The organism is Mesorhizobium sp. M0626, assembly GCF_040320665.1.
Lineage (GTDB): Bacteria > Pseudomonadota > Alphaproteobacteria > Rhizobiales > Rhizobiaceae > Mesorhizobium.
The window spans coordinates 155,738-173,817 of the sequence record NZ_JAMYQD010000014.1; the positions used below are offsets into that span (position 1 = coordinate 155,738).

15 protein-coding genes are annotated in these 18,080 nt (G+C 63.1%); 12 read left to right on the plus strand and 3 right to left on the minus strand.

Translation table 11 applies throughout. The features are described from left to right. The first annotated feature begins 442 nt into the window (after nt 1-442). The 12 genes from NKI37_RS19395 to NKI37_RS19450 all read left to right on the plus strand — a co-directional run bounded on the left by NKI37_RS19395 (nt 443) and on the right by NKI37_RS19450 (nt 14,823). Nucleotides 443-6,289, plus strand: coding sequence for an RHS repeat-associated core domain-containing protein (locus NKI37_RS19395; protein WP_352787355.1), 5,847 nt, complete (start codon nt 443-445; stop codon nt 6,287-6,289). Between the two features lie 44 nt (nt 6,290-6,333). Next, nucleotides 6,334-6,564 carry a hypothetical protein gene (locus tag NKI37_RS19400; protein WP_352710816.1) on the plus strand — a complete coding sequence of 77 codons (231 nt, stop codon included), beginning with the start codon at nt 6,334-6,336 and terminating at the stop codon, nt 6,562-6,564. Nucleotides 6,565-6,606: 42 nt separating this feature from the next. Then, nucleotides 6,607-6,918 (plus strand): transposase, encoded by a 312-nt coding sequence (locus NKI37_RS19405; protein ID WP_352710818.1) that lies wholly within the window; start codon nt 6,607-6,609, stop codon nt 6,916-6,918. A 98-nt stretch (nt 6,919-7,016) separates the two neighbouring features. After that, nucleotides 7,017-8,081, plus strand: a complete 1,065-nt coding sequence (locus NKI37_RS19410) for a PilN domain-containing protein (protein WP_352710820.1) — start codon at nt 7,017-7,019, stop codon at nt 8,079-8,081. Continuing rightward, nucleotides 8,081-8,674 carry a type II secretion system protein GspM gene (gene gspM, locus NKI37_RS19415; RefSeq protein ID WP_352710823.1) on the plus strand — a complete coding sequence of 198 codons (594 nt, stop codon included), beginning with the start codon at nt 8,081-8,083 and terminating at the stop codon, nt 8,672-8,674. The genes NKI37_RS19410 and gspM overlap by 1 nt, the downstream gene beginning before the upstream one ends. Next, nucleotides 8,671-9,243 carry a hypothetical protein gene (locus NKI37_RS19420; RefSeq protein WP_352710826.1) on the plus strand — a complete coding sequence of 191 codons (573 nt, stop codon included), beginning with the start codon at nt 8,671-8,673 and terminating at the stop codon, nt 9,241-9,243. Before gspM ends, NKI37_RS19420 begins: the two co-directional genes overlap by 4 nt. Further along, a complete protein-coding gene (locus NKI37_RS19425; protein ID WP_352787352.1) occupies nt 9,240-10,463 on the plus strand; it encodes a hypothetical protein in 1,224 nt (407 codons plus the stop codon). The genes NKI37_RS19420 and NKI37_RS19425 overlap by 4 nt, the downstream gene beginning before the upstream one ends. Next, a complete protein-coding gene (locus NKI37_RS19430; protein ID WP_352787349.1) occupies nt 10,460-12,103 on the plus strand; it encodes a GspE/PulE family protein in 1,644 nt (547 codons plus the stop codon). The genes NKI37_RS19425 and NKI37_RS19430 overlap by 4 nt, the downstream gene beginning before the upstream one ends. Further along, nucleotides 12,103-13,320 carry a type II secretion system F family protein gene (locus NKI37_RS19435; RefSeq protein ID WP_352794537.1) on the plus strand — a complete coding sequence of 406 codons (1,218 nt, stop codon included), beginning with the start codon at nt 12,103-12,105 and terminating at the stop codon, nt 13,318-13,320. Before NKI37_RS19430 ends, NKI37_RS19435 begins: the two co-directional genes overlap by 1 nt. Beyond that, entirely contained in the window at nt 13,317-13,787 is a 471-nt protein-coding gene (locus tag NKI37_RS19440) for a prepilin-type N-terminal cleavage/methylation domain-containing protein (protein ID WP_352787343.1), read from the plus strand. Before NKI37_RS19435 ends, NKI37_RS19440 begins: the two co-directional genes overlap by 4 nt. Further along, nucleotides 13,784-14,116 carry a PulJ/GspJ family protein gene (locus tag NKI37_RS19445; RefSeq protein ID WP_352787340.1) on the plus strand — a complete coding sequence of 111 codons (333 nt, stop codon included), beginning with the start codon at nt 13,784-13,786 and terminating at the stop codon, nt 14,114-14,116. Before NKI37_RS19440 ends, NKI37_RS19445 begins: the two co-directional genes overlap by 4 nt. Next, a complete protein-coding gene (locus NKI37_RS19450) occupies nt 14,113-14,823 on the plus strand; it encodes a type II secretion system protein GspJ (protein WP_352787337.1) in 711 nt (236 codons plus the stop codon). Before NKI37_RS19445 ends, NKI37_RS19450 begins: the two co-directional genes overlap by 4 nt. 46 nt (nt 14,824-14,869) lie before the next feature. Here the strand turns inward: NKI37_RS19450 and gspG are convergent, their stop codons facing one another. From gspG to gspD, 3 genes are read right to left on the minus strand one after another with little or no spacing between them, the layout of a single operon-like run. Continuing rightward, nucleotides 14,870-15,322 carry a type II secretion system major pseudopilin GspG gene (gene gspG / locus NKI37_RS19455; protein ID WP_352787335.1) on the minus strand — a complete coding sequence of 151 codons (453 nt, stop codon included), beginning with the start codon at nt 15,320-15,322 and terminating at the stop codon, nt 14,870-14,872. After that, nucleotides 15,322-15,825, minus strand: coding sequence for a prepilin peptidase (locus tag NKI37_RS19460; protein ID WP_352787332.1), 504 nt, complete (start codon nt 15,823-15,825; stop codon nt 15,322-15,324). Before NKI37_RS19460 ends, gspG begins: the two co-directional genes overlap by 1 nt. After that, the gene (gspD, locus tag NKI37_RS19465; RefSeq protein ID WP_352787330.1) at nt 15,822-17,948 is read right to left on the minus strand and encodes a type II secretion system secretin GspD; all 2,127 of its coding nucleotides are present in this window, start codon (nt 17,946-17,948) and stop codon (nt 15,822-15,824) included. The genes NKI37_RS19460 and gspD overlap by 4 nt, the downstream gene beginning before the upstream one ends. Between the last annotated feature and the right edge of the window lie 132 nt (nt 17,949-18,080).

Here is an 18,080-nt window from a genome sequence, read left to right on the forward strand (position 1 = left end):
GGAGTAGCGTCAAGCAACTGACTCGGGGGATTCAATGAAGCGGTTGCTTTTGGGCGCGGCTGTGCTTGCCGCTGGCGTCTTCGGCGCGGATATATATTTCGTTTCTTATATTAGAGATGGCGCAGGGATCGGGGCGTTTGCGCAGAACGCACAAAGCGCCTCGCCCGAGGCGCCAGCCAGTGGCGGCCTTGGCAATGGCGGCGCCGCACTAGGCGGCGGCTCTTCGACGAAGCAACCGGCCGCAGGCGCGACGGGTGACGGGGCGACCGGCAGTCCCGATGCGGCGGCCAAGGTCGGCGCCGAGCCGGCGGACGCCAAGGCTGATGATGCGAGCGACGCCAAGGCTGCCGATGCCAAAACGACCGACGCGAAGGGCAAGGCCACAGAGAAGACGACCGATACGGAAGCAGCGCCGGAGGAACCTGCCGCGGCAGCGGCGGCAGTGGAAGCAGCCACGGCAACCGAGAGCGGCGATCCCGAAGCGGTCGGCACGCCGAAGGTGGATCTACCCAAGGCTGGGGGCAACGGCAATCTGGGTTACGCTGTAGGCATCGACGTCCCCGATTATCACGGCATCGAGCCGCAGATCGCGCTGAACTACAATTCCTCACGCAAGACCAAGACCGGTGGCCTCTACCAGGGCTGGCTCGGCTATGCCTGGGGCCTCGACGGCTTCGATGTCATCGAACGGGCCACGCCGGGCTATGGCATGCCGGCATACGACGCCAATGACATTTATCTGCTCGACGGCCAGGCGATGGTGGCCTGTGCGGCTGGCATGGTGTCGCCTTCCTGCGCGACCGGCGGTACGCATGCGACCGAGAATGAAAGCTATCGCCGCATTGCGCTGAACGGCACCACTAACGAATGGAGGGTTACCGACCGCGACGGCACGGTCTCGACTTTCCGCTCGGTGGCGGCGGTAGCCAATCTGACGCCGACCGCCGGTACGCCGGCCTATGACCTCGCGATGAGCTATCGCTGGCTGCTGACCTCGGTCGCTGACACCAACGGCAATAGCGTAACCTATACCTACACCTGTCCGGCGAGCCCGGTCTGTTATCCCGATGCTGTCAGCTACAATGGTACGGTGGTCAAGTTCTACTACGAGACACGGCCCGATATGATCCTGATGGGCAATGGCCGCGATATCTCCGAGACCAGCCAGCGCATCAAGACGATCGGCATTACGGTCTCAGGTGCGGTGCGCGGCGCCTACAAGCTGACCTATGACCAGGCGCCGTTCTCCAACGCCTCGCGGCTGACCGTCGTCACGCGCTATGGCACCGATGCGACTGGTACTGTCGACGGCGCCATCACCGGCGGCACGGCAAAGATCCTCGGCCAGATGACCTATCAGAACACCGATGGGGTCTACACGACATTCAATAGTGCGCCCTCCAAATTTCAAGGAGCTCCAAAGGAGACCGGTGATCTCAATTTTGACGGCCGCGACGAAATGTTTGGAGACCAAGCGGGGACAACAACAACGCACTCCGGAGGAAGTGGTGGCGACACAGTAACGAGCCATTTCAGAAAAAAACATATATACAAATTTAGTTCAAATGGAGAGTTTGTTGAAGAAATTGTAAAAGACGTCAACGCAGACGAAGATTATTTTTCACAATCCGGAAGATTTATTGCAGGAAAAAACACGGCTGATTTTGCAGATTCGGTGATCCATACTTTCACTGACGGCCACACCGGCCGCTCTACTTATACCCCTCAAAATTCACTTCTTAAGACGGACACTTCGCTTGGGTTGACAAAAGCGCCTTGTTCGCCAACGGCACCAGCCGGTTACCAAGCCATTTGTGACGGGCTGCCAACTGGTGGGGCTACAAAATCCTTGTGGCCCGTTGTTGCTGACGCTGATGGCGATGGCATCGACGCCGTCAACGCCGTCGGTGGCAGCGCGCCTAGAACCATAATAGGCGTCGGCGATTTTCTAGGCAACGGACGGCAGCAGCCGCTCTACTGGGGCGCTGGCGGAACGGCAAGGAAGGGAACGCTTTCGAGCGGCGTTTGGCAGAAGAGCGGAGCGTCCTTCAGCATCAGTTGCCCGGCGCAGGAATCGCAAACCTCCGGCACATGCGTATTTGCCGATATCAATGGCGATGGGGCAACGGATGTTTTCCGCTTCGGCGGCAACGGCGTCGCGGTTTGGCTATCGACGGGCCTCGGCTTCAAGAATTACTCTATTTCCTCGATGTCGGGAACATCTGCCATCCTGCGCGACTTCGACAATGACGGGCGCACGGATGTCATCACGACAAGCGGCAGGCAGCTATCGCCACCCCAGCCGTTTTGGACCGGCCCGATCAAGATTTACTCGTTGCGGCCCTCCTCGACGGCGATGACGCCGGTGGAGTTCACAATGCCCGCGACAGCGAATGTTGGAACCGTCATCGGCGACTTCAACGGCGATGGCCTGCCTGACTTCACCAACTACACCAGCATGTTCATCTCGAATGCCGGCACCGGCAACCCGAATCTGCTAAAGCAGATTACCACGGAACTCGGCGGCACGGTTGCGGTGGAGTATTCGCCGTCCTCGACCTGGGTGAACAACTACCTGCCGCAGGTCGTGCATGCGGTGACGAAGCTGTCGGTGAGCGACGGGCGTGGCCAGACGGCCGTGAGCGCTTACGCCTATGCCGGCGGCAAATACGATCCGGCTGCGCGCAAGTTTCTGGGCTTTGCCTCGATCGTCGAGACAAAGCCGCTCGCCAATGGCGAGACGGCGCCGTCGAAGATCGAGACCACTTACCGCCAGGATCTGGCAAGCTACGGCCTGCCGTCACTGACGGTGTGGCGGGATGGCGCGGGCACCGTGCACAAGCAGGTGGCCGAGACCTATGTCGTCAACACCGCGGCAAAACCCTACACCGTGCAGAACGCGGCGACCGATACGACGCTGACCGAAAACATCAGCCGCAGCTTGCGGGTCCAGCGCTGGTTCGATGCCTACAACAATGTCTTCTTGCAGGACGACTACGGCCGCACCGATGTCAGCGGCGACGAGACCCGGACGGCGCGCTGGTTTGCACCCAACACATCTGCCTACATTGTCTCGCTGCCCCGCATCCAGACGATACAAGCGGGTCTTGACGAGACATTCCCATTCATCAGCTACAAGGCGTTTTTCTATGACAATCAGCATGGCGACAACAGCGCGCCACCGACCAAGGGCAACCTGACCTGGTCGATCGACTATGCCGATGTCTACTCGACACCGCAGAAATATTCCTACCAGGTCTTTGTCTATGACACTTATGGCAACAAGATCTCTGCCACCAATGTGCTCGGCCACAAGACCGAGTGGGACTATGACGCGGTCTATCACCTCTATCCGGTAACAGAGCGGGCGCCGCGCTATTTTGCGACGGGTGGACAGACGGCGGACACGCGCTTTGTCTCGACGGCCACCTACAACCCCACCTGCGGATTGCTGGCAACTAAGACTGACCTCAACGGCCTGGTCAAAACCTTCACCTACGATCCGTTCTGCCGGCTCTACCAGGTCTCACAGAGCGTCACCGGCGCCTATGCCAAGACGCGCTTCGAGAATGAGGGCAATCCGGCAACCCAGGCGCTGGTGAAGTACACGCCGCTGCCCAACGGCGCGAGTGGGGGCGCCGGCGAGGATTTTACCCGCTCGTATTACGATGGGCTTGGCCGGGTCTATCGCGTCGAAACCCCGGGAGAAACGGCAGCCGGTGCCAGGCGCATTGCCGAGACCGATTACGATCTTCGTGGCAATGTGCTGCGCAACGCCTTCCCTAGGTTTGTCGGCGAGGCGGCGCAGTGGACCACCAATTCCTATGACTGGGCCGATCGGCCGGTGAAGACCGTCAATCCGGATGCCAGCCAGCGCACCTATCTCAACGAGTTGGCGACGGGTGCTGGCATCAACCCGCGGCTGAACGCGGTGGTAACGACCGACGAACTCGGTCATCAGACCAAAACCGGGTGGACGACGCATGGAGATATCGCGGCCGTCGTCCGCGATTTCACGGGCCTCATCCTGGTGGAAAGCCGCAGCTATGACGTGCTCGGCCGATTAATCGGCGTGACCGATCCCGGCGGTTCAAACTGGACCTACACCTCCGACATGGTCGGCAACCGGCTGTCGGCGTCCGATCCCGATCTCGGCACATGGTCCTACACCTACGATGCCTCCAACCGGCTGGTCAGCCAGACCGATACCAGGGGCACGGTCACCACGCTCAGCTATGACCAGATGGACCGGCTGACGCTGAAGACGGCAACGGCTCCCGGCGGCAGCGCGGTGACGCAGGCGCAGAACACCTATGATCAGGCAGCCGCTGGCTATTACAATATCGGCCAGCTGACAACCTCGACCAATCCGGCTGCCACGCAAGCCTACAAATATGACGGCTTCGGCAAGGTGGCGCGTCAGGATGCCATCATCGGCACGCTGACGCATACCACGACGAGTGTGCGTGATGCCTCCGGGCAAACGCTGGCGACGCAATATCTGCCGGTGCAGCTCGACTTCGGCACGGTGGCCGCACCGCTGCAATACAGCCCCAGCAACAGGCTCGTTTCCGCCCCCGGCTTCATCACCTCGACGCTCTACGAAGCCGATGGCCAGACGAGGGAGATCACCTACGCCAACGGCGTGAAGACGACCTTCATTTATTCGCCGACCCGGCGCTGGGTGACGCGTGTCACGACATCGAAGGGCGCCACCATCCTGCTCGACGATCAGTATGCGAGGGACAATCTCGGCCGCATCACCGGCACTACAGGGCAGACGGCTGCCGACAGCTGGACCTATGGCTATGACAATGCCGACCGATTGATCTCATCCGACAATCTCGGCGACAACACGCTGGACGAAACCTTCGTCTATGCCGCCAACGACAATATGGTCTCGCGAACCCGTGTCGCCGGCACGTACATCTATCCCGCGGCGAGCGCAGCGCGTCCGCATGCGCCGATATCCGTCGGCGCCAATGCCATGGCCTATGACGCCAATGGCAATCTGATCTCCGACGGCAGCCGCACACTCATCTGGGACGAGGCCAACCGGCTGAAGACCGTCACGCTTGCCGCCAACACCGTCAACCTGAGCTATGGCCCGGACGGCGCGCGGGTGAAGAAGGCTTCAGTCTTCGCCACGACACTCTATCCCGACGCTTCCGTCGAGATCAATCCGGCAACGCCGGGCGCGGAAATCTACACCAGATATCCGCATCCCGACATCAAGGTGACCGGCACGACAAAGGCCTTCCTGCACCGGGATCACCTGGCCTCGGTGCGCATGGTCACCGATGCCTCAGGCAATATCGCGGAAGCCACCAACTACGCCACCTATGGCGAGCGTCTCAACACCGGCTTCCAGACGCAGAAGAGCTACATCGGCGAACGCTTCGATCCCGAGACCGGTCTGGTCTATCTCAATGCTCGGTACATGGATCCGGTACTGGGACGGTTCATCTCGGCAGATGAATGGGATCCAACATTGTCGGGTGTCGGGACCAATCGGTATGCCTATGCGCACAACGATCCGGTCAACAGGAGCGATCAGAACGGACACCAGGACGCAGGCGAGACCAAGGTTGACTCAGGCACGGGCAAAACTCTGGGAATAAACGACAAAACGAGCGACAGGTCGAAAGAGCTGAGTAATGAACTTACATTGGGCGCCAAAGACAGGATGCAAATTGCTCAAGACCTTGGGCCTCAATTCAAAAAAGGCGAGAAGCTTAGCTTTTCAAGCTTCTACGGGAGCATGGCCGCTGGAGCATACGACGCGGTCTCTGGTTTGGTTTCATTTGCTACCGGTGGCAAAGTTGACATGGGCAGTTATGCACCACAAAACACCTCACAAGCCCTTGGCATGCAGCATGGTGCGGTTACCTTGGGGGCAGTCGGTTTTGGAGCGACAGGCTTAACGTCCGTTCCGGCGGTTGCCGCTCCGAGAGTTCCAACCATTGGCGGCATCTTGAAAGGCTACCATCCTGATACGATGATCCACCTAACGCCGGAAGCTCCGGTGGCCTTTGCTGCCGGAGTTGATCCGGGCACTTACTTTGCGCGACTTGGTGATGTCTCTGATATGACCCTCTCAACATACCAAGCAAATGTGGTGGGAACCCTTGCGCCTGCCAGCTTGGGTAACCCTGTTGCCGGGTTCGTTGCAGCCCGCCCAGGAGTTGGAACCTTTATATCGCGCGGAAGTTTTACGAACAATGCGGCGGTGACAGAATATACTAACACTACAAATTTTTCTCCTTCTTCCTATGTTCCGTTGAACTAGTTCGAAGTAGGTGATCGAGGAGAAACCAAAACTGGACCTTGGCAATGCCTTATCGAATCAAGAGAATTCTACTAAAAACCGGCGAGATACTAACTGAGCGCACTCTCCTTGGGGGCGGCATTTTGGTGGATGAGGAGGCTCCGGTGGTCGGCGATATAGTGGAAACCACGGTTCGTGGTCAGCCAATGAAAGTTGAAATAATCTGGGGCCATTGGGCCGATCGGCGCTCAAGTAACCCGGATATGATCGTTCCTTTGCGTGCGAAGGAAGTTTAAGGATTACGAATTACTACGAATGACGGTTCGGTTCGAATTACGGTGACGGTCTACTTTCGCCTTTTGCTGGCTTTCCCGAACCTGTGTTCTTATCAGCCACATGTCCGCCTTGCCCGCATAGTCGTGCCAAGCCTGCCGCGCCACGCCACGCAACTCGGAAACGGCCGCGCCAAGGTGTTTTTTGCCCCGAAAGACTATACGCTCTACAAGAACCTTCTGGTGGAGCACTGCCACGTCGCCGACGTCGGTATCTGGGCATGGTCCCTGATGCCTAACCATGTGCATCTGATCCTGACGCTGGCCGACCCTGATGGCCTGCGGCGTTCACACCAAGCCAACAAAAGCTGTGGCTAATCCGCCCTCCGCGGTCTCGCTGATATCCCCTTCACACCAGCCCCTGTAATCTCATGCTGAAAAACCTCGGCCGAGAATCAGCTGGGGCGGGGTGGGCCGTGGCTGGACTTGGCGCGCAATGTCTGGATTTCCGGGACTGGTGGCTCGAGGAGCTGCGAGGGGCCTGGGCGCGGCTTTCGCCGAAGCCGAAGCAGGTTTCCACCGGCGACTGGATCGTCAGCCTGGCCGATGATGGCATTCGCGTACGCGAGGCAGGCGCGCCGGAGTTTCAGTCGATCCCGTTGGCCCTCACTGCCTCTTCCGACGAGATCCTGGCGCTACTGCAGGGTGGGCGGCGCGTCAGGCGGCCGCGCTTCGATATTGTCGTCCAGCCCGGCCTGTACCTGACAAGGCAGCTGGCACCGCGGCTTCTGCCGGTTCGACAGGCGTGCGACATGGCGGAGCTCGACCTGCTGGCCGCGACACCGCTCGACCCGGCGCAGGTGCATGTCGTGTTTGCCAGGGATGCCGGGGCCAGGCCTGCCGGGCAGGACAGCACCTACCATGTCGTCAAGGGCAAGACTCTTGTCCCGGTGCTGGACGCGGTGCGCCGCGCCGGCGGTTCGGTGCGCGGCCTGTCGCTGGCGCAGCCCGAAGACACGTTGCGCGCCGATCCGCTCAGCCTGGCCGCCATCTGGCCGCCGACGGCGCGCGACCGGCGGAAGCGCAGCGCCTGGATCGCGGCGTGTTCGGCGCTGGCCGCAGCCCTGCTCATCACCTTCGTCCATGCGCACTGGCTGATATGGCAGGCCGATGGCGAACTCGACACGCAGATTGCCGATGCGCAGGTGCTGGCAAAAACGGCCCGCGCCTCGCTGCAGAAGCGCCAGGCCGGCATCGAGCGGGTCGAGAAAATCCGCCAGGAAAAGAAGACCACGGCGTCGCTGGTGCGGGTCTGGGCCGAACTCACGCATCTGCTTCCCGACACGGCCTGGCTCACCGATCTCTCGGCCAAAGGCGACGACCTTGTTATCACCGGCTTTTCCACTTCCGCCGCCGAACTGATCCAGCCGATCGATGCCTCGCCGCTGTTTTCGGCGCCTGAATTCGCTTCGCCCGTGGTCAAGGTGCCCGGACAGGACGGCGAACATTTCACCATTTCGGCCAAGATCGGAGCGCTCTGATGCTCTCCGCCATCCTCAACACCAGCCCGCCGCTCCGCCGCCTGATCGCGCTGGCGCTGGCAGTGGTGGCGGCGTGTCTCTGCGCCTGGCTGGTGTTCGCGGCGTTCGACAGCGTCGCTTCGGCGCGGGCCGGGATCGAGGAAAAGCGCGCGCTGCTCGGCCAGCTGCAAAATGTGGCAGCGCTGGCCAAGCGCCTCGACAGCGACGCCAGCCCGGAGGCTACGGCAAGTCCCGAATTCCTCACCGGCGAGAGCGAAGCGGTCATTCGCGGCGGCCTGCAGAAGCGGCTGAACGCGATCGCCGCCGCCAATGGGGTGAGCGTGCTGTCGGCCGGCAATGCCCCGGTGCTGAGCGAAGGCGGCGTCGATTTCATCGGGCTGCGGGTCAATCTGGCGGGGCCGTTGGAAGGCATCCACAACGCCGTGCTCGCCTTAGAGACCTCGCTGCCGGTGCTGTTCATCCGCGAGGCGACGTTGCGCACCACCGATGTCAGCCCTGCCGCGGGGCGGGCCGGCGACCCCGAGCTGTCTGCCGAGATCCTGTTTTACGGCCCGCTGCAGACGCAAAGTCCGCCAGGCGGGGTCAAGCCATGAAATTCGCGGGCCTGGCGGTTGCAGCTGGTATCGCGGTTCTCGTGCTGGTCAATGTCGCGCTCTACAACACGCCGGTCGACATCACGCCGATCGCCTCCGGCAAGGGGCATGATGGCGGCCCGGCTTCGGCGACGGGCGCGCTGCAGTTTCCCGAGGCCGGCGATTTCAGCGAGACGTTCCAGCGGCCGCTGTTCACGCCGATGCGGCGGAAAATCGTGCCGCCGCCGCCAGCACCGCTGCCGGTGGAGGTGGCAGTGGCGCCCGTCGAACAGGCGCCTCCGCCGGTGGACGTCGCGCCAGTGGCCGCGCCATCGCTGCTGGGCATCAGCATTCAGGGCGGGGCGGGAAAAGCCCTGCTGCGCGTCGCCGGCAAAGATGAAGCGCTCTGGTATGCCAGTGGCGAGACCGTCGATGGCTGGACGGTCTCAGTGATCGACAAGGACCAGGCCGTGCTGGAGCGGAACGGCAAGGTGGCGCGCATCCCGCTGCATCCGCCATGGCAGAACCCGCCGCCGGCGCCCCCGCCAGCGCCAGCCCTGCCACCGCCGCCACCTGAGCCGGAACTATGAGCGCGCGCATGTTTGCTGAGAGTAAAGGCAGGGCAATCGCATTTGGTGGTGCCAGTCCCCCACTCCGTCCGCTGCGCGGCCACCTTGCCGGGGCGAGCCACGGGTCTCGCCCGTCCTTCGGACCCCCCATGTCCATGGGGGAGAGGAAACCCAAGCGTTTCAAGGCCGCGACCTCGGCGATTGGCATTTCCTCTTCCCCCACGAATGTGGGGGAGAGGTGGCTCGGCGAAGCCGAGACGGAGTGGGGGAACGCCATATGCGATTGCCCTGCTTCCCCTTGCGGGAAGGGGCCAAGGGTAGGGGTATTCTTAAAACGCAAAGCTCTCCCAGCCATAGACGCAGATAGCACCAGCGCCGGCTTTTCGCTGGTCGCGGTGCTGGTGTTCATGCTGATCGTTTCGGCCATCGTCGTTCCCTTCGCGGTCACCGCCAGGACGCGGCTGATGATTGCCAACAACGAGCTGGAGCAGGAGCGCCTGTCGCTGCTTGCCGAGGGTCTCGGCAATGTGGTGGCGAGCGAATTGACCGGCGACCAGGTCACTGAAAAGCTGCCGCTGGATTCCACGCCAGCCGCGTGCCGGTCGGGAAAATACAGCTTTGGCCTGCGCGTCCAGGATCATGGCGGGCTGATCGATCTCAATGCCGCCGACGACCGCCTGCTCGGGCTGGGCTTCGCCGCGCTCGGCTTCGAGCAGCAGATGGCGGACGAACTGGCAAGGGCCGCGATCCGGTTTCGCGACAGCGCCAAATTGTTCGCCGGCCTGCCCCAGGCCAGAAGCCCGGTCGGGCCGCCCGAGGACAAGCAGGCGCCGTTCGAATCCGTATCCGAGCTGCAGGAATTTTCTGCACTTGCGCAAATCCCGCTGCGCAACCTGCAGGGGATTTTCACCGTCAACTCCAAGCGCGGCACGGTCAGCTCCGATCGGGCGCCGCGCCGGCTGCGCGCTGTTCTCGTCGGCGGCCCCGACGCATCGGTCGTTGCGGGCGCGAGCGATGTATCGGCCTACACGGTTGACATCGTTGTCAGGCAGGACGGCTCCGGCATCACAGGCGAGGCCGGCTTCATCATCGAGAAATCTCACAGCTCGTCGCCATTCTCACGCGTCTCGCGCAGCCCGGCCGGCTCCCCCGCCGCACTGCCACCGTCCACGGCCACTGCCGGCTGTGAGATGCTGTTCGGCCCTGAGGCCGCGCAATTGCTGGCGAGGTGGACCGCATGAACGCTTCCGTCCAGGCCAAGGGGATCGAGGCGTTCCTCACCTTTCTCGAAGGCGAGAAGGTACTGACCGCGCATGCCGCGCAGCGCGCATTGGGGGCGTCGCGAACATCCGGCCATCCGTTCGATACGGTGATGACTGAACTCGGACTGATCGGCGAGCAGGAGCTTGCCAACAGCCTCAGCAGTTACCTTGAAGCGCCGACGCCGGTGGATGTCCCCGAACAGATCAGCGCCGAAATGTTGGCCGGCGTGCCGCTCGCCTATCTCCGCGAGAACGCCATCCTGCCCTTGCAGATGGACGCCGAGCGGCTGGTTGTCGCCGTCGCCGATCCGTTCTCGTCGGCAACCATCGATGCGCTTGCCTTCCACTATGAGCGGACGCTGGCGCTGCGCATTCTGCCGAGGCGCGTGATCGCCGAATGCATCGACCGCATCGAGCAATCGGCGCTGGCGTCCGTCTCCAATGGCGGTGCTACCGGCGGGATCATGGATTTCGGTCCTGACGATCTCGAACGGCTGAAGGATTTCGCCCGCGAGGCGCCAATCGTGCGCTTCGTCGCCGAGACCATCCACAAGGCGGTCGATGCCAGGGCCACCGACATTCACATCGAGCCGCTCGAGGATCATGTCCGCATCCGCTTCCGCCATGACGGCATGCTGTCCACCGTCGACACCGCCCCGATTGCGATGCTGTCGGGCATCTCAACGCGGATCAAAATCCTGTCGCGGCTCAACATTGCCGAGCGCCGCCTGCCGCAGGACGGGCGCATGCGCATTGCCGTGCGCGGCAGGGATATCGACCTGCGCGTCTCGATCATCCCGTCCATCCATGGCGAAGCCATCGTGCTGCGCATTCTCGACCGCGCCGGGGTCGAGCTGAAGCTGGAGAAGCTCGGCTTCGACAGCGCCGCGCAAGCCAAGATCCGCTCCATGTCGCAATCGGCCAACGGCATCGTGCTGGTCACCGGGCCGACCGGCAGCGGCAAGACGACGACGCTCTATTCGATCCTGGCCGAACGGTCGCGGCCCGACGTCAAGATCTTCACCGTCGAGGATCCGGTGGAATACCGCATGGCCGGGATCACCCAGCTGCAGGTCAATCCGGCGATCGACCTCGACTTTGCCGCGGCCCTGCGGTCGATCCTGCGCCAGGACCCCGACATCATCCTGCTCGGCGAAATCCGCGACCGCGAGACGGCGCAGGTCGCGGTGCAGGCAGCACTGACCGGGCATCTGGTGTTCTCGACGCTGCACACCAACAGCGCGGCGGGCGCGTTGACACGGCTGCGCGACATGGGCATCGATGGTTACCTGCTGGGCGCGACGATCCGCGGCGTCATCGCGCAGCGGCTGCTGCGCCATGTCTGTCCGGCCTGCCACGGCGTTGAGCCGCCCGGTTCGCCCTGCCGCACCTGCAATGGCTCGGGCTATAGCGGCCGCACGGTGACCTACGAAATGCTGCAGGTTTCGCCGCGCATTGCCGAACTGATCGACCAGGGCGCCGGCGAAATGGAGATCGGCCGCATAGCCGCGCAAGACGATCTGGTGCCGATGTCGATCCATGCCACAGCGCTTGCCCGCTCCGGGGTTACCACGATGGACGAGGTCCGCCGCGTCATCGATCTCGCGGGGGATGGCTGATGCCGGCCTTTGCCTATCGCGCCTATCTCGTCGACGGCAGCACGGAGAGCGGCGTCCTCGATGCCTCGACCAAGCAGGAGGCCGCCCGCAAGCTGGCGCAGCAAGGGCGCCGTTCCTATCACCTCGCCCCGGTAAGCAGCGACAGACCGCAGTTGCGCCTGCCGGGGCGAAGCGCGCTGACCTTTACCCGGAAGGTCGATCTCAGCCGGCTGTTTTCCGAGCTGTCGGTGCTGCTCAACGCCGGCTTCACCGTCGACCGCGCCCTCGGCGGGGTCATCGCCGGCGAGGCGAACCGCCAACGGCGCCAGCAGCTGCAATCGGTGCTCGATCTCACCACGGGCGGGCGGCCGATCGCCGAGGCCTTTGCCGCCCTGCCGGGCATCACCTCCGATGTCGCGGCACTTCTCGCCAGCGGTGAGCGCAGCGGCAAGATGGCCTATATCTGCCAGCGGCTGGCCGACACGTTCGAGGCCACCGCCAAGCGCCGCGCGGCAATCGGCGAGGCACTGGCCTATCCGGCCTTTCTGCTTTTGGTGATGAGCGGGGCGCTGGTCATTCTGGCGACCGTGCTGGTGCCGGCGCTGGAGCCGATCTTCGAGGGCTCATCCGCGCCCAAGCCGTTCACCATGAAGATGCTGTCGGTCTTCGGCACGGTGTTCCGCGACTACCCCTTCGTCTTCCCGCTGGCGGCAGTGCTCGGCCTTTTGTCCTATCTCGTGCTGTCTCGCTCTGCCGGCGCCAGAAAACAGTTCTCGCACGCGGTGTTGAAGATACCGCTGATCGGCGCGCTGGTCAGGGATGCCGTCATCGCGCGCTACCTTGAAACGCTGGCCTTGCTGCTCGGCAATGGCGTGGCGATGACCGAGGCGCTTGGGCTCGCCGCCAATGTGTCGAGGCAAAGCTCGCTCGCGGCAAGCTTTGCCTCGATCGAGGACAATGTCGCCAACGGCGCGCGCCTGCATGGCGCGGTCGTCAAGGCGGGGATTTTCGATCATGCGACGATGTCGCTGGTCTCGCTCGGCGAGGAGGCGAACGCGCTGCCGGTGGTGCTGGATCGCGCCGCGAAAATGCTGCAGCTGACGCTGACGCGGCGCATCGACACGGTGCTGAAGCTGCTGACGCCGGCGCTGACGATTTCGCTTGGCTTCCTCGTCGGCAGCCTGGTCATTTCGGTGATGACCACGATCCTCTCGATCAACGATCTGGCGCTGCAATGACCGCCGCCGCCGCGAAAGCCGACCAGCAGGCGGAAGCCGGATTCACCCTGGTCGAAATGCTGGTGGTGCTGGCGATCATGGCGCTCGTGGCTGCCATCGCCGCACCGGGGCTGGTCAGCCACTACCGCAGCAAGAGCCTGGAGACGCTGGCCGGCGAGATCACCATGCGGCTGCGGCTGTCGCGCACATCGGCCATCGCCACCGCGCGGCCGAGAGAGGTCCTCGTCGATCTCGGCGCCCGCACCATTCGCTTTGGCGAGCGCGATGTTTTCGCATTGCCGGATGACGTCAAACTGACGGTCGTTACCGGCCGGGAGACAGTCGTCGCCGGACGGCAAACGGTGCTGACCTTCCTGCCCGACGGCAGCGCGTCGGGCATGGATATTTCGCTGCAGCAAAAGGCGCGGACCGCGCGCATTGCGGTCAACTGGCTGACCGGGCTTCCGACATGGCGGGCATTGCCGTGACAGAGCCTTCGTCAGAAGACGGGTTTTCGATCCTGGAAATGATCGTCGCCATGACGATCCTGGCGCTGGTGCTCGGCATCGCCAGCCAGTCGATCGTGCTGGCCAGCCGCAGCATCGCCATCGCCAAGGCGCAGATCGAAGCGGCGAGGGCCGCGCGCATCATGCTGTCGGAGTACGAGGCCGGAACGGACAGCAGGCGATCCGGCTGGCAGTTGCAGACGCGCCCGATCGTGGTGTCGAAGACGAAGATGGTTGCCGTCGTCATTGGCAGGAGTAACGGCGCCGGCCAGCCGTTCCTGACCTTCGTGCCCGCGAAGGACCTGCGATGATCCGGCGGCTGGTCCAAGCCCATGCGCGTCGTGGGGGCCGGCCATCCGGGCAGCGTGTTCTCAAGCAAATATTCGGGACCGACCGGCGCCCCAAATCATCGGCATCGGTCGAAGGCTTCGCGCTCATCGACGTGCTGGTCGGAGTGGCGATGATCGGCGTGATCTCCGCGCTGATGATCGTCTTTCTCGGACAGGCGCGGACCATGATGCGGATCCAGAAGACGACCGAGATGCAGATGGAGGTCGACGCCGCATCGCGGTTTCTCGAAACGGCGATCGGCAGCGCCGAGACGCTGCCGCTGTCGCAGTCGACGCCCGACATGGTGCTTTATCTCAGCGGCACCGGCGCGCGCATCGAGTTCAACGCCGTTCAGGCCATCGGCTTCAAATCCTCCGCCTTGCGCGAGATTGCCGTTTCGCTCGGAAGTGAGCTGACCATCGTGCAGAAAATCCGACGTGGCAGCGATGCCGCCAAATCGACCGGAGGCCAACCGGTGCGGCTGATCGCCGACGTCAGCGCGGTCAGGTTCGAATATCTCGACGCTGCGGCCAAAGTCCCGTCATGGTCGGCGAGCTGGTCCGCTCCACGGCGTCTGCCTGCTGCCGTGCGGTTCACCATCTCGGTGGTGAGGGACGGCGCGACCTACTCGTCGACGGGCTTTGCCCGCCTCGATCTGGCAACTGCCGTGCCGCCGCCGGTGAGCTGAAGAGCCTGACCCATAACGCGTCCCGCCTCGTTTCAGCCGACGGCCATCAGTTTGTGATGTCCTGGTCCTCGCCGGTGCCGTCGGGCTTGCCGTCCTTGCCAAGCGTGCGGATGACGACGCCGCTCGCATCGGCCTTCACCTCGTAGGAATAGGGCTTGCCCCAGGGATCCTTCAGGCCGCCCTTGAGATAGGGGCCGTTCCAGCGCGCTTCGCTGGCCGGCTGTGTGACCAGGGCGGCGAGCCCTTCTTCGTCGGTCGGGTATTTCGCGTTGTCGACATAATAGAGTTCGAGCGCGCTTTCGATGTTGCGGATCTGCGCCTTGGCGGCGTTGGTGCGCGCCGAGCCGAGATAGCGCAGCACCTGGGGTGCGGCGAGCGTCGCGATCAAGGCAATGATGGCGAGAACGACCAGCAGCTCGACCAGCGTGAAGCCGCTTTCACCGGTGTCGCGGTTGCGGCAGGACTTTTCGGAAGCTTGGTTAAAGCGCAGCGTGATCATCAGAGCAGTCCCATGTTCAAACCGGCGAATTGTTCCAGCACCCAGCTGGAGCCGAGGCCGATGGCGATAAACGGACCGAAGGCGACGCGCGCGCGCGCGGCCGCCGGCCCGGTCGCAACCACTTGTCCTCCGACGAAAAGTAGCGCCGTGGCGCTGGCGATGAACAGCAGCACCGGCAGGAGCAGAGGGTCGATCCAGCAGGCGGCGGCGGCCAGCATCTTGACGTCGCCGAGGCCGAGCCCGATCCGGCCGGTCATCAGGAAATGGCCGCGCCGCAGCAGCCAGGCGGCGGCGAATGTGGCAGCTGCAAACAGGAGATGCAGCGGCAGGCCGTCCGCTCCGGCTGCCGCCAGCAGATAGCCAAGGCCGATCGCCGCCAGCGTCAGGTTGAGCGCGTCCGGGATGATCTGGCGGCGGAAATCGGCAATCGAAATCGCAGCAAGAATTGCCGCCAGGGCGAACGTGGCAGTCAGCAGGAGAAACGGGTGCGCGGCCGTTATCAATAAGCGAGCCTCTTCAAATCCTGCTGCAGCTTGGTGCCGCCGCGGCGTTTCTGGATCGGCGTCTGCAGGCTGATCTTGCCGCGGAATTCGTCGGTCACCTCGCGCGCTTCGTTGATGTCGCGCACGACGTGCGGCCGGATGAAGATGATCAGCTCGGTCCGCACAATCTTGTCGTTTTTCTGTTTGAACGCATTGCCGATTATGGGGATGTCGCCGAGAATTGGCACCTGCGTGCGGCCGACACTGTTGTTCTGCTGGATGAGGCCGCCCAGCGCCAGGCTCTCGCCGTCATTGACCAGCACGCGGGTCTGGATCTTGCGCTGCTGTATGGTCGGTGAATCGATGCCGGAGCTCTTCGTCTCGGCAACGTTGCTGACCTCCTGCTGAATGTCGAGCATCACCCGGCCCGCATTGTTGATGCGCGGCGTCACCGTCAGGATGACGCCGGTGTCCTTCATCTGCACCGAGTTGATGATCGGCGCCGTGCCGCTGCCGGTATCCTGCGATTGCTGGGTCAGGATCGGCACCTGGTCGCCGACCTGCAAGATCGCCTTCTGGTTGTTCAGCGCCATGATGGTCGGCGCCGAAATGACGTTGACATCGGTGATCGAGGACAGCGCATTCAGCGTCACCTGTATGTTGTCGGTGGCGTAGCTCCAGTTGAAACCCGGCAGAGTTGCAGCTGCAGCCGCCTTGGCCACGTCGGTCACCGATACCTTCGTGCCGCCATTTTCGAAGAACCAGCGCAGGCCGTATTTCAGCTCGTCGTTGAGCGTGACTTCGGCAATGACCGCTTCCAGCATGACCTGCGTCGGCAAGATGTCGACCTTGGTCAGGATCTGCTCGATGCGCTCATAGTCGCGCGCCGTGGTCTGGATCAGCAGCGCGTTGTTTTCGATGTCGGCGACGACGGTGGCGCGGGCGGGCGGCTGTCCGTCCTGCTGCGGCAACGACGGCGACGGCCCGGTCAACGGCACCGGGGTAATGCCGTCCGACTGCATGGCGATCGGCGTCTGGTCGGGCGACACGTTCGAGCCGTCCGTGCCGCCCTCGGTCTTGACCGAGGTGCCGAGAACGGAGCTCAGCACCGCGGCCAGTTCCTTGGCCGGGCGGTTCTGGATCTGGTAGACGAAAAGCTGGTCCTCGTTGGACTCCGCCAGCCGGTCGAGCTTGTTGATCCAGCTTGCGGCGCGCGCGAGATAGGCAGGGCGCGAGGTGATCACGAGCACCGAATTCAGCCTGTCGTTGGGGATGAACTGGATGAGCTTGGCGCCCGGCCCGTCCTTGGTGCCGAAGATGGAATCGAGTTCCGCGGCGACGGCTTCCGGCTTGGAGGTCTTCAGCGGATGCAGCGCCACCGACATGCCTCGCATCCAGTCGACGTCGAACACCGACACCGCCTCCCTGATGGCATTGAGGTCGCTGTCATTGCCGGCGACGGTGATCAGGTTGCGGGTGGAATCGACCCGCAGCACCGAACCCTGGCGGGTGATCGGCTCGAGAATGGTCTTCATCTCGTCGGCGGCGATATATTGCAGCTGCAGCACCTGCACCTTGACGCCGGGGCCTGACGGCGACACCGAGGGCACGCTGACCGGCGGCGTGTTGGACATGATCTCGGACAGCGGCACGATCTGGTAGGTGCCGGCGCGCTTGGTGATACCCGCGCCATTCACCGCAAGTGCTGATTCCAGTATGTCGACCAGCGCATCCTTCGACACCGGCTGCGAGGTCTGCAGCGTCACCGTGCCCTGCACACGCGGATCGACGATGTAGTTGAGGTGCAGCGCGTCGCCCAGCACTGCCTTGGCCGCCTCGGCGATCGGCGCGCTGACCAGATTGAGCTCGAACTGGCCCGAGCCGTCAGTCGTTACCTGGGTGACGGGGGCGCTGGACGAGACGAACTGGCCGGACCCCTGATACTGCGCGCCGTTGAAGCGCTGCCCGGCGGTTGCGGCCGAGGTGACGGTGGATGGTCCGGTGTATCCTGCCCGCAAGGGCGAGTTCTTGGCATGCAGGCTGTCGATGGTCTCGGTGAAAAACTCCTTGCCCGGCGTGGAATTGCAACCGGCAAGTGCAAGCATCAGGCACAAGATGACGCGATTGCTTGACCCGATTGCCATACGCCCGATTCCCCAAGGGCCTTAGACTAGGACGTCCTGAGGTTGAGCGCTTGGATTGATGGCGGGATTTGGAGTCTATCCACAGGGTTGGTGGTGGGGGGTGGGGGTTGTCGGGTGTATTGACTCGAGCAA